Consider the following 12,474-nt stretch of genomic DNA (forward strand, 5'->3'; position numbering starts at 1 on the left):
CTATCTCCTCGAGCAGAAGCGCGGTGAGGGGATGCCCCCTAGGAGCCTCTACCATCATGAAAGCGTGAAATCCTGCCCCTGGACGATGACGATCGGGGTAGTCCGCCGCCGCCTTTTTTAGCCATCAGCGCACCACATTTTCCTCACTGCTGCTTAATATTGCAAATCAATCGCATTATCTGTAGGGGCCCGCGATCATCGCTGCTCTCAGGGGGAATTTCATGAAATCCAAATTGCTATTGTCGGCTGCCTTGCTTGCGTTTCCAACCGCCGCGACGGCGGCCGAAGCCGAATCGGACGACAGCCGCACGATCATCGTCACCGGCAAAGCCGACGGCTATTTCGCGGAAAACTCCGTCACTGCGACCAAGACCGACACGCCGCTCATCGACGTGCCGCAGACCATCTCGGTGGTAACGCGCGAGCGGCTGGACGATCAGGCACAGCACAGCATCGCCGACGTCCTGCGCTACGTGCCGGGAACCACCATCGGCCAGGGTGAAGGAAACCGCGACCAGATTACCCTGCGCGGCCAGAATACGACCGCCGACTTCTTCCTCGATGGCGTGCGCGACGACGTGCAATATTATCGCGGCCTGTACAACATCGAGCGCATCGAGGTCCTCAAGGGCCCCTTCGCGCTGATTTTCGGCCGCGGCGGCAGCGGCGGCATCATCAATCGCGTGCAGAAGACGCCTTCCGCAGAGGCGCTGGCGATCGGCGGCTCGGCGAGCGTCAACACCTTCGGCGCGTGGGACGTGATGGCGGACATCAATGCGCCGATCAGCGGCAATGCCGCTTTCCGCCTCAACGCCAATTATGAGAGCCTCGACAATCACCGCGATTTCTTCGAGGGCGAGCGCTATGCGATCAATCCCTATTTCGCGGTCAACCTAGGGCAGTGGCAGCTCGGCCTCTCGTACGAATATGTGAACGACGATCGCGTCACCGACCGCGGTGTACCTTCGATCGCCACTGCGGCGGGCCAGCCGAACCGCCCGATCACCGGCTATCGGGACACATTCATTGGCGTCCCGGGTGTCAATCGCGCTGGACTCGAGGCGCATATCGTCAAGGCGCGGCTCGATGGCGAACTCGCGGAAAACCTGAACTGGTCGACCACACTGCTCTATGGCGACTATGACAAATATTACACCAATGTTTTCGCCAATGGCGCCGCCACCGGCCAGACGGGCACCGTCGCACTGTCCAGCTATACCGATCCGACGACGCGGCAGAACTTCATCGCGCAGAGCAATCTGGTGTGGGACGTGAACTTCGGATCGATCGGCAACAAGATCCTGCTCGGCCTCGAATATGGCGATCAGGATTCCACCAACCAGCGCCGGAACGGAACGCTATCGAGCAGCACGCTCAACCTCGCCAATATCGTCTATCCGACGGTCACCTTTGGCGCGCTCGCCCGGAACACCGAGTCCGACGTGCAGTTCTTCTCGGCCTATGCACAGGACCAGATCAGCTTTGGAGCGCATGTCGATCTGGTGGTCGGCCTTCGCTACGACCGGTTCGAGATCAAGGGCACCGATCTGGTCGGCACGCCGCGACCCTTCGCGCGCACTGACGAGAAGGTTTCCCCGCGCGTCGGTCTGATCCTGAAGCCACGTGACAATATCTCGGTCTATGGCAGCTACAGCCGGTCCTTCCTGCCGCGCTCGGGCGACCAGTTCCTGACGATGTCGGCGACGCAGCAGAATCTCGCACCCGAAAGGTTCACCAATTATGAGGTCGGCGCCAAGTGGGACATCCGGCCCGATCTCAATGTCACGCTCGCGCTGTTCCAGCTCGATCGGACCAATGCGACGACTCCCGATCCGAACAACGTCACCGCGACGATCAACGTCGGCGAGACGCGGACCAAAGGCGTCGAACTGGCGTTGACCGGCCGGATCACGCCCAATTGGCAAGTGAGCGGTGGCTATACCTATCAGGATGCGCAGCTTCGCGGGAACGGTTTCGTGCGGCTGGCGCAGGTGCCGAAGCACCAGTTCGCCTTGTGGAATCGCTATGACTTCAACAGCAGCGTTGGCGCGGGTATCGGCGTGATCCATCAGTCGAGCCAGTTCGCGGCAATCCGGACATCGGCAACGACCACCCGCTTGCCCGCCTTTACCCGCGTGGACGCCGCGCTGTTCTTCAAGGCGAACGAGCGGATCGAGTTCCAGGTCAACGTCGAGAATTTGCTCGACGAGAGCTACTTCTCCGACGCGCACAACAACAATAACATCACGCCCGGCGCGCCGATCAACGCGCGCTTTACCGCTCGCGTGAAGTTCTGACGGCAAGCCGAGAGGGCGGGAGTGCCTTGCGCTCCCGCCCTCGACGCACCGTGGTTGACCAAATGCCCGTCCGTAGGCCGAATTGCAGTGCAGCGCCCCGAAGACGGTTCAGCAGCCTAGCCCCGCCCGTTGCTTCACCTGCGCTTATGCGCGACAACACCCCTCGGTCTCTGGTTGCAGCTGGATGAAAGACAGGGGTCACGTCAGGACCAGCATTTCGCCTGTTGCTAGCCGCTGTATTCGGTTGCTCGTGTGCGAATGCCATGCACGCTTGCCCCACCATAGCCGAGATCGATTCCAACGACGTCCGCGTGGCAAATATGGTCGTTGCAGGGCGCATTCCGGCGCAAAGCGCGGCGAGGTCCACGCCACCGTCATGGGTCGCTCATCGGCATTCTCGACTTCGTAAATGACAACCTGCAACCCGACACCGGCCGGGCTATAATAAAGGTGGTCCCGGGTTCGCCGGGATGACGTAATTGTGGGATTATGCCGCCGCTTCCTCGATCGCCTCGAGTGCCTCCATCCACGCCGCTTCGACGCGCTCCAGCTCGGCCGCGACCTTGCCGCGGCGCTGCGCGAGGTCACCCATCGTCAGCTTGGCCAGCGCGGGTTCGGCGCTCGCGGGGTCGAACATCGCGCGGTCGATCGCCGAGATTTGCCTGTTCAGCTTTTCGGCCTGCGCTTCGTGATCCTTGGCAGTCTTGCGCAGCGCCGCCTGCGCCTCGCGTGCTTTCGCGGCTTCCTGCCGCGCCGACTTCGCGTCCCTCGATTTCGCCGGCGCGCCCCTGACATCGTCGTTCGCCGCGCCCTTGCCCAAAATGAAGGCGACATAATCGTCCATGCTGCCGTCGAAGTCGCGCGCGGTGCCATTGTCGACAAGCACGAGCCGGTCGGCGGTGAGCTCGAGCATGTGGCGGTCGTGGCTGACGATCAGCACCGCGCCGTCGAAGCCGTTCAAGGCCTGCACCAGCGCCTCGCGCGCGTCGACGTCGAGGTGGTTGGTCGGCTCGTCGAGGATGAGGAGGTGCGGCGCGTCGCGCGTGATCAGCGCGAGCGCGAGCCGCGCGCGTTCGCCGCCCGACAGCTTGCCGACCTCGGTCGTCGCCTTGTTGCCGGTGAAGCCAAAGCGCCCGAGCTGCGCGCGCACCGCGCCCGGCGTCTTGCCCGCCATCACGCGCGTCATATGGCCGAGCGGCGTGTCGGCGCCGTCGAGTTCCTCGACCTGATATTGGGTGAAATAGCCGACGCGCATCTTGCCCGACGCCGCCATCGCGCCGTCCATCGGCGCGAGCTGCGCCGCGAGCAGGCGCGCGAGCGTGGTCTTGCCGTTGCCGTTGCGGCCGAGGAGCGCGATGCGATCGTCGGGATCGATGCGGAGGTTGAGGCGCGTCAGGATCGGCTCGCCCGGCGTATAGCCGACGCTGGCGAGGTCGAGCGTGATGAGCGGCGGCTTAAGCTCGTCGGGACTCGGGAAGTCGAAGACGAGGCCCGGATCCTCGGCGACCGCGGCGATCGGCTGCATCTTCGCGAGTTGCTTGGCGCGCGACTGCGCCTGTTTCGCGGTCGAGGCGCGCGCGCTGTTGCGCGCGACATAATCCTGCAGCTTGGCGCGCTGCGCATCCTGCGCGGCCTTGGCGGCGGCGAGCTGCGCGATGCGTTCGGCGCGCTGGCGCTCGAAATCATTATAGCCGCCGGGGTAGAGCGTGATCTTGCCGCCTTCGAGGTGAAGGATATGGTCGACGACATTGTTCAAAAGGTCGCGTTCGTGGCTGATCACGACGAGCTGCCCCGGATAGGCGCGGAGGAAGCTTTCGAGCCACATCGTCGCTTCGAGGTCGAGGTGGTTCGACGGCTCGTCGAGCAGCAAGAGGTCGGGGTTCGAGAAGAGCAGCGCCGCGAGCGCGACGCGCATCTTCCATCCGCCCGAAAAGCTGTCGAGCGGCTGGCCCTGCATCGCCTCGTCGAAGCCCAATCCGATGAGTATCCGCGCGGCGCGCGCGGGCGCGGCATAGGCGTCGATCGCGATCAGCCGTTCGTGGATGTCGCCGAGCTTGTGCGCGTCCTGCTCGACCTCCGACGCGGCGAGCAGCTCGGCGCGTTCGGTGTCGGCGGCGAGCACGGTTTCGAACGGCGTCGCGGTCCCGCTCGGCGCTTCCTGCGCGATATAGCCGACGCGCGTCTTGCGCGGCATTTCGATGCCGCCCTCGTCGGCTTCGAGCTGGCCGATCATCACCTTCATCAGCGTCGACTTGCCCGCGCCGTTGCGGCCGATCAGGCCCGTGCGGCTTTTGCCCGGCAGGCTGGCGCCCGCGCGGTCGAGGATGGTGCGCCCGCCGAGGCGCACGGTGAGGCCATTGATCGTCAGCATGCGCGCGCGCCTAGCATGTTCGGCGCCGTGGCCCAAGCCCGCGCTGGCATTCGCAGTGCATGTGCGGCAAAGACGGGACATGGCCGACCTCGCCCCCTTTCACATCGCCTTTCCGGTCGACGACCTCGACGCCGCGCGGCATTTTTATGGCACCGTACTCGGCTGCGCCGAGGGGCGGAGCGACGCCGACTGGATCGACTTCAACCTTTACGGCCACCAGATCGTCGCACACCGCGTCGACACGCCGCGCCCGCGGCCCGCGCATAATCCGGTCGACGGGCATGACGTGCCGGTGCCGCATTTCGGCGTCGTGCTGCCGCCCGCCGAATGGGAGGCGCTCGCCGAGCGGCTGAGGGCGGCGGGAACCGAATTCGTGATCGAACCGCACACGCGCTTTGCCGGCCAGCCGGGCGAGCAGTCGACGATGTTCTTCCACGATCCCGCGGGCAATGCGCTCGAATTCAAGGCGTTCGCCGATTTGAGCCTGCTTTTCGCCCGATAGCCAACGCCGCTGCGCCCTAGTGCGATGCCCCCATCGAGACCTGCTTGGGCAGCGGCGCGCACCACACCGAAATGGCGGCGATCACGAAGACGACGCCCGCCGCCAGGAACAGGTGGAGCACGCCGATGGTGGAGGCCTGCACCTCGACCATCCGTTCGATCGCGGCGCGCGCCTGTTCGAGCGTGAGCCCGGCACGCTGGAGCAGGTCCATCGCCCCCGCGGTATCGTTCATGCCCGACACGATTTCGGATCGCGCGACGCGGTTCTGGCTATCCCACGCGCTCGTCGCGACCGCGGTGCCGATCGCGCCCGAGAGGGTGCGCAGGAAGCTCATCAGCCCCGCCGCCGAGGTCTGGTCCTTTGCCGGCACGCTCGACAGCGCGAGCGCGGTCAGCCCGACGAAGAAAAAGGGCATGCCCATCCCTTGCAAGAGGTGCGGCAGCGCGAGCGTCCAATAATCGACGTCGGCGTTCCAGCTCGCGCGGAGGATCGAGACGAACGCCATCCACAGGATGCCGGCGCTGATCGAGATGCGGATGTCGATCTTGCCGATCAACCCGGCCGCGACGGGCGAGAGCAGCACGGCGAACACGCCGATCCACGCGACGATATAGCCCGTCTCGGTCGCGGTATAGCCCGCGACCTGCTGCAACCACAAAGGCGTCAGCACGACCTGTGAGAAGAAGGCGCCGAAACCCAGAGAGATCGCGATCGTCGCGAAGCTGAATCCGCGGAAACGGAAGACGCGCAGGTCGACGACGGGATTGGCGTCGGTGAGTTCCCAGATGACGAAGGCGGCGAAGGCGATCGCGGAGACGATCGCGAGCGTCACGATCCAGCTCGATTCGAACCAGTCATGCTCGCGCCCCGTGTCGAGCATCAACTGGAAGGCGCCGACCGAGAGGATGAGCAGGATCAGCCCGATCATGTCGATCCGCGCCTTGGCGCGCCTGGTCTCGAACGGCCGGAGCAGGCTCGCGACGCCGAAGAAGCAGATCGCGACGACGGGCAGATTGATGAAGAATATCCAGTGCCAGCTCCAATTGTCGCTGATCGTCCCGCCGAGAATCGGCCCGAGGATCGGCGCCGTCGTCGTCGTCATTGCCCAGATCGCGAGCGCGATACCCGCCTTTTCCCTGGGGAAGATGCGCAACAGCAGGATTTGCGACAGCGGCATCAGCGGACCGCCCGAAAGGCCCTGCAGGATGCGGAAGATAACGAGCGCGTCGAGGGTCTGCGACACCCCGCAGAGCAGCGAGAAGACGCCGAAACCGATGATCGAGAAGAGGAACCAGCGCACGGTGCCGAAACGCATCGCGAGCCAGCCGGTGAGCGGCACGCTGATCGCGTCGGCGACCGCATAGCTGGTGATCACCCATGTACCCTGCGTCGGCGACACCGCGAGCCCGCCCGCGATATGCGGCACCGACACATTGGCGATCGTCGTGTCGAGCACGACGACGAAATTGGCGAGCGCGAGCGCGAAGGCGGCGAGGAGCAGCCGCACCCCGCTGAGCGGTCGCGGCTCGGCAGGGATCGCGGATGCGGGAATGGCGGCGCTGGCCATGATGTCAGTTCCCGCGCGTGTCGATCGTGGCTTCCATCGACAGCCCGACGCGCAGCGGATGCTCTTTCAGCTGCTTCGGGTCGAGCGCGATGCGCACCGGCAGGCGCTGCACCACCTTCACCCAGTTGCCGGTGGCGTTCTGCGCGGGGATCAGCGAGAAGGCGGCGCCGGTGCCGCCGGCGATGCCGACCACCTTGCCGCGATAGACGACGTCGCCGCCATAATAGTCCGAGGTCAGCTCGACCGGCTGGCCGATCCGGATGTCGCCGAACTGGCTTTCCTTGAAATTGGCGTCGACATAAGCGGTCGCGACCGGAACGATGACCATGATCGGCGCGCCCGCGGCGATCCGTTGCCCCACCTGCACCTGCCGGTTGGTGACGATGCCGTCGACCGGCGCGCGCAGAACGGTGCGCGCAAGGTCGAGCTTCGCCTTTTCGAGCCGCGCTTCGGCAGCCGCCACATCGGGAGCGGTGTCGATCGTCGTCCCGCGTACCACCGCTTCGGCGGCGCCAAGGTCGCCGCTCGCCGATCCACGCGTCGCTTCGGCCGAGGCGATGCCCGCCGCCGCGAGGTCGCGCGCCGCGCTCGCCGAAGCCAGCGCCGCGCGCGCCGCGGTCAGTTCCTCGCCCGACACCGCGCCGGTGCCGGCAATGCTTTCGCGCCGCGCCAGTTCGGCGCGCGCGCGTTCGACCGTCGCATTGGCATCGCGCAGCCGCGCCCTGGCCTGTGCGATATCGGCGCCGCGCGCCGCAACGCGCGCGCGCGCCGCGTCGGCGTTCGCATCGGCCTGGCCGTAGCGCTGGCGCGCGAGGCGCAGCGCTGCCTCGGCATCGGCCACGGCGATGCGCTGGTCGGCGTCGTCGAGGATGACGAGGATGTCGCCCTTCTTCACCGCCTGCGTGCCGCTGACGCGGACTTCCTTCACCGGGCCCGCGATGAGCGCGGTGACCTGCGCCGAATCGGCGCCGACATAGGCATTGTCGGTGTGGACGCGCCCGGCCTGGGTGATGAAATACCAGAGCCCCCACAGGATCGCGATCGTCACGACGGCGAGCGCGAGGATGCGGAGCAGCTTCTTGCGCTTCGCGCCATTGGGTTGGCTGTCCGCGGTTTCGGGAGAGGTTTCGGGAGCGCCGGTTTCGGTCGCAGCCGTTTCGTCGGCCATCATTCGTCTCCTGTTGGATTGCTTGCCCGATAGCCGCCGCCAAGCGCACGGATCAGGGCGATGTCGAGGGAAAGCTGCCGCGCCTCGAGCTCGGCGACCGCGCGGTCGAGCGCGACCATGCTGTCCTCGGCGGTCAGTTGTTCGATCTGGTTGGAGAGGCCGGCGCGATAGCGCAGCCCGGCGAGTTTCGACGCTTCGGCGGCGGCGGCGAGCGCCTCGCGCCGCCCGGCGAGCTGGCGCGTCGTCGCGGCGCGGCTCGCGACGATGTCGGCGACATCGCGCAGCGCGCCGATCAGCGTGCGGTCATAGGTCGCGACCGCCGCGTCGTAATCGGCGCGCGCCCCGCGATAGCGGCCCTGCAATCGGCCGCCCTCGAAGATCGGCAGGCTGATCGCCGCGCCGCCATTGCCATATTCGGACCCCGAGCTGAACAGGTTCGAAAGGCCGAGCGATTGCAAGCCGACGAGCGCCGAGAGGCTGATATTGGGGTAGAAATCGGCGCGCGCGACGTCGATGCGCTTCCCCGCGGCTTCGGAGCGCAAGCGCGCCGCGACGATGTCGGGACGGCGGCCGATCAGGTCGATCCCCGCATTCGCAGGAAGGCCGAGCGCGGGTCGCGTCAGCCGCGGCCGGTCGATCGCACGCCCGCGATCGGGCCCGGCGCCGAGCAGCGCGGCGATCCGGTTGCGCGTCGTCGCGATCGCTTCCTCGAGCGCGACGACGTCGGCGCGCGACGAGGCGGCGCGGCTTTCGGCCTGCCGCTGGCTCGCCTGATTCTCGATCCCCGCGCGGGCGCGCTCGCCCGACAGGTTGGCGCTCGCGGTGCGGACGCGCACCGCCTCGTTCGCGACATCGAGCGCCTGATAATAGCCCGCGAGATCCACATAAGCGGCGGCGATCCCGGTCGTGAGCATCAGCCGCGCCTGCGCCGCATCGACGCGCGCGGCCTCGGCCTCCGACGTCGCTGCAGCGAGTGCGGCGCGGTTCTTGCCCCACAGGTCGAGATCGAAGCTGAAGGTCGCGGCGATGTGGCCGGTGTCCTGAATACCGTCGGGAACGAACTGGGGCGGAATGCCCATATTCTTGCTCTGCTGGACGCCGCCCGCGCTTGCCTCGGCACCGGCGCGCGGGAGTAGCGCCGCCCCCGCCTGTTGCGCCATGGCCTCGGCTGCACGCACGCGCGCCGCGGCGATCGCGACATCGGGCGAACCCGCGATCCCCTCGGTGATCAGCGCATCGAGCTCAGCATCGCCAAAGCTCTGCCACCAGCCTTCGACCGGCCATTCGCCGTTGGTTTCGGCGAAACTCGTCGCCGACTCGAACGACTCGGGCGCGGCCGCGACCGGTTTCGGGCCAAGGTCGGGAACGCTAGCGCAGCCGGCTAACAGGCTGAAAACAGCGGTTGTAACAAATAATGATCGGGGCATGGCTTCCAACGATACTAGCTGGTATCATGCGCAAATGGACTTCGGAGGATGCGTTGTCAATCGAAATGATACCAGATAGTACGCCTGCCCTCGACGACGCGGCCGCCGCGCGGCGCAAGGCGTTCGTCGACGCGGCGCGCGAGCTGTTCTTCGCGAACGGCTATGCGGGCACCACGATGTCGTCGATCGCGAGCAAGGTCGGCGGATCGAAGACGACGCTCTGGACCTATTTCCCGTCGAAGGAGGAACTGTTCGCGGCGGTGGTCGACGATATCGTCGCGCAATATGGCGATGCGCTCGCGATCGAGCTGCCGCTCGACGAGCCGGTGTCCGATGTCCTGCGCGTCTTCGGCAATTTGCTGATGACCAAGCTGACCGCGACGCCGATCCTGTCGCTCTTCCGCCTCGTCGTCGGCGAGGCCGAGCGCTTTCCGCACCTCGCCGAAACCTTCTACGAACGCGGCCCGCGCCGCGGAAAGGCGCGCGCGGCGGTGTGGGTCGGCGAAAAAATGGTGCGCGGCGAGCTGAGGATGGGCGACCCGATGCGCGCGGTGCAGCAATTCACAGGGCTTTGCCAGTCGGGCCTTTATCAGTTCGCGATGCTCAACCTGCCCGAAAGCCGCGACCTTGCGCGCCTGCAGGACGATGTCGATGCCGCGGTCGACGCCTTCTATCGCGCTTGGAAGCCCGACGTCTGAATTGCTCGATGGACCGTGCTGTGCAATAGGCGCCGCCCCGCGAGGGATCCCCATCATCACAGGAGCATGTCATGGACAAGGCGGCCGCGAGCGCGCTCGGCCTCGATTTCGGCACGACGAACAGCGTCGTCGCGCTGGCCGACGGACGCGGCGGGACCGAACTCGTCGAATTCGGCGAAGCGGGCGATGCGGTATTCCGCTCTGCGCTCTGCTTCTGGGAAGAGGAGCGCGGCTGGAATGGCATCGCGCACGAAGCGGGCCCGTGGGCGATCGACGAATATCTCCAGTCGCCGCTCGACAGCCGCTTCATCCAGTCGTTCAAGAGCGTTGCGGCAAGCCCGCTGTTCGAGCGCGCGATGATCTTCAACAAGCCCTTCCGTTTCGAGGATATGGGCCGGCTGTTCCTCCAGCGCCTTGTCGCGCATGCCGGGGGAGCGCTCGACGAGCGGCCGCGGCGGATCGTCGTCGGGCGCCCGGTCGAATATGCGGGCGCGCGGCCCGATCCCGAGCTCGCGCGCCAGCGTTACGACGCGATGCTCGCGGCGTTCGGTACCGAAATCTTCTATGTTCACGAGCCGCTCGGCGCCGCGCACAGCTATGCCTCGCGGCTGACCGAGCCCGCGACGATCCTCGTCGCCGATTTCGGCGGCGGCACCACCGACTTCTCGATCGTGCGCGTGGCGGAGCCGGGGAGCCCGCGCCGCTGCGTGCCGCTCGCCTCGTCGGGGATCGGGATCGCCGGCGACCGCTTCGATTATCGCATCGTCGACCGGCTCGTGTTGCCTTTGCTCGGCAAGGGCAGCCATTATCGGTCGTTCGACAAGATTCTCGAGATCCCCGGCGGCTATTTCGCCGATTTCGGCGACTGGTCGCGGCTCGCGATGATGCGCAACCGGCGGACGCTCGACGAAATCCGCCGCCTGCAACGCGACGCCGAGCGCCCCGATCTGATCGGCCGGATGATCGCGCTGACCGAGCATGAGCAGGGTTTCCCGCTCTACGACGCGGTCGGCAAGCTCAAGCGCGCGCTGTCGAGCAGCGAGCACGCCGAATTTCATTTCGCCGGCGGCGGGATCGAGATTGGCGCCGACGTCCGCCGCGCCGATTTCGAGCGATGGATTGCCGACGACCTAACGCGGATCGAAGCCGCGATGGACCGGGCGCTGGTGCGCGCGGCGGTGTCGTCCGATGCGATCGACCGCGTCTTTCTGACGGGAGGATCGTCGCTGATCCCCGCGATCCGCGCGTTGTTCGAACGTCGCTTCGGCGAAGAACGCATCGCCACCGGCGGCGAACTCACCTCGATCGCGCATGGCCTTGCGCTGATCGGAGAGGAATCCGACCCCGCCGAATGGGCCGCCTGACGCGGATCATCCCGCCGGTCAAACACGCCGCCTCCGGACGCAAAAAAGCCCGCTATCCCATGAGGAAAGCGGGCTTTTTGATGGTTGCGGGAGTAGGATTTGAACCTACGACCTTCAGGTTATGAGCCTGACGAGCTACCGGGCTGCTCCATCCCGCGTCAACCAATCGCGATCGCCCAAGGCGATCGCCGAAACAGCAAAAGGCCGGCATCGCTGCCGGCCTCTAACTTTGTGAATGGGTTTCCGTTTCGACCTTACGCCGGCCACAATGCCTGGCGACGTCCTACTCTTCCGGGGCTTAAGCCACAGTACCATCGGCGCTGTCAGGTTTCACGGCCGAGTTCGAGATGGGATCGGGTGGGTCACTGACGCCATGGTCACCAAGCAATGAAGCCGGCGTAGGTCAAAAGGGTTTCAATCGATGTCCGTGCAATACTGTCTGATCAATCATCCGTCATTTACGGACAAACCGGTCAGGCTTGTCGTTGATGGCGGGACTCTTAAGTGCGAATAGAGCAATTAGTATCGGTTAGCTCCACGCGTTACCGCGCTTCTACATCCGATCTATCAACGTGGTGGTCTTCCACGGCTCTAAGAAATCTTATCTTGAGGGAGGCTTCCCGCTTAGATGCTTTCAGCGGTTATCCCGTCCATACATAGCTACCCTGCTGCGCGGCTGGCGCCACGACAGGTACACCAGAGGTATGTTCAACCCGGTCCTCTCGTACTAGGGTCAACTCCTCTCAAATTTCGACGCCCACGGCAGATAGGGACCAAACTGTCTCACGACGTTCTGAACCCAGCTCACGTACCACTTTAATTGGCGAACAGCCAAACCCTTGGGACCTGCTCCAGCCCCAGGATGTGATGAGCCGACATCGAGGTGCCAAACGATTCCGTCGATATGAGCTCTTGGGAATCATCAGCCTGTTATCCCCGGCGTACCTTTTATCCGTTGAGCGATGGCCCTTCCACTCGGGACCACCGGATCACTATGACCGACTTTCGTCTCTGCTCGACTCGTCAGTCTCGCAGTCAGGCAGGCTTATGCCATTGCACTCTAACAGACGGTTTCCAACC

The 12,474-nt window shown here is 65.4% G+C and carries 8 protein-coding genes, 1 tRNA gene and 2 rRNA genes (1 of these 11 cut by a window edge); 4 read left to right on the forward strand and 7 right to left on the reverse strand.

Annotated features, from left to right (window positions below):
• Positions 1-221: 221 nt before the first annotated feature.
• Positions 222-2,297, forward strand: coding sequence for a TonB-dependent siderophore receptor (locus OVY29_RS12760; protein ID WP_313911546.1), 2,076 nt, complete (start codon positions 222-224; stop codon positions 2,295-2,297).
• A 487-nt stretch (positions 2,298-2,784) separates the two neighbouring features.
• Here OVY29_RS12760 and OVY29_RS12765 read toward each other — a convergent pair whose 3' ends face one another.
• Entirely contained in the window at positions 2,785-4,668 is a 1,884-nt protein-coding gene (locus OVY29_RS12765) for an ABC-F family ATP-binding cassette domain-containing protein (RefSeq protein WP_313911547.1), read from the reverse strand.
• Positions 4,669-4,747: 79 nt separating this feature from the next.
• Here OVY29_RS12765 and OVY29_RS12770 point away from each other — a divergent pair, with 79 nt between their 5' ends.
• Positions 4,748-5,170 (forward strand): VOC family protein, encoded by a 423-nt coding sequence (locus tag OVY29_RS12770; protein ID WP_037556691.1) that lies wholly within the window; start codon positions 4,748-4,750, stop codon positions 5,168-5,170.
• A gap of 16 nt (positions 5,171-5,186) precedes the next feature.
• On the opposite strand, the gene OVY29_RS12775 is transcribed toward OVY29_RS12770, so the two are convergent.
• Genes OVY29_RS12775 through OVY29_RS12785 form a run of 3 tightly spaced genes read right to left on the reverse strand, consistent with a single transcriptional unit; the run spans position 5,187 to position 9,332 of the window.
• On the reverse strand, positions 5,187-6,737 hold the full coding sequence (locus tag OVY29_RS12775) for a DHA2 family efflux MFS transporter permease subunit (RefSeq protein ID WP_037556692.1): 1,551 nt from the start codon (positions 6,735-6,737) through the stop codon (positions 5,187-5,189).
• Between the two features lie 4 nt (positions 6,738-6,741).
• Complete coding sequence (locus tag OVY29_RS12780) at positions 6,742-7,908, reverse strand: HlyD family efflux transporter periplasmic adaptor subunit (protein ID WP_152567656.1); 1,167 nt, start codon at positions 7,906-7,908, stop codon at positions 6,742-6,744.
• A complete protein-coding gene (locus OVY29_RS12785; RefSeq protein WP_037556694.1) occupies positions 7,905-9,332 on the reverse strand; it encodes an efflux transporter outer membrane subunit in 1,428 nt (475 codons plus the stop codon). Before OVY29_RS12785 ends, OVY29_RS12780 begins: the two co-directional genes overlap by 4 nt.
• Positions 9,333-9,385: 53 nt before the next feature.
• Here OVY29_RS12785 and OVY29_RS12790 point away from each other — a divergent pair, with 53 nt between their 5' ends.
• Both OVY29_RS12790 and OVY29_RS12795 read left to right on the forward strand, forming a co-directional pair.
• Positions 9,386-10,030, forward strand: a complete 645-nt coding sequence (locus OVY29_RS12790; protein ID WP_052182386.1) for a TetR/AcrR family transcriptional regulator — start codon at positions 9,386-9,388, stop codon at positions 10,028-10,030.
• 71 nt (positions 10,031-10,101) lie between these two features.
• On the forward strand, positions 10,102-11,394 hold the full coding sequence (locus OVY29_RS12795) for an Hsp70 family protein (protein WP_313911548.1): 1,293 nt from the start codon (positions 10,102-10,104) through the stop codon (positions 11,392-11,394).
• 81 nt (positions 11,395-11,475) lie between these two features.
• Here OVY29_RS12795 and OVY29_RS12800 read toward each other — a convergent pair.
• The 3 genes from OVY29_RS12800 to OVY29_RS12810 all read right to left on the reverse strand — a co-directional run.
• Positions 11,476-11,552: transfer RNA gene (locus OVY29_RS12800), tRNA-Met, on the reverse strand.
• Positions 11,553-11,664: 112 nt separating this feature from the next.
• Positions 11,665-11,779: ribosomal RNA gene (gene rrf, locus OVY29_RS12805) — 5S ribosomal RNA — on the reverse strand.
• A gap of 115 nt (positions 11,780-11,894) precedes the next feature.
• Positions 11,895-12,474: ribosomal RNA gene (locus OVY29_RS12810) — 23S ribosomal RNA — on the reverse strand; it runs 2,213 nt beyond the window's last position.

The sequence above is a fragment of the Sphingopyxis sp. SE2 genome, assembly GCF_032227185.1.
GTDB lineage: Bacteria > Pseudomonadota > Alphaproteobacteria > Sphingomonadales > Sphingomonadaceae > Sphingopyxis.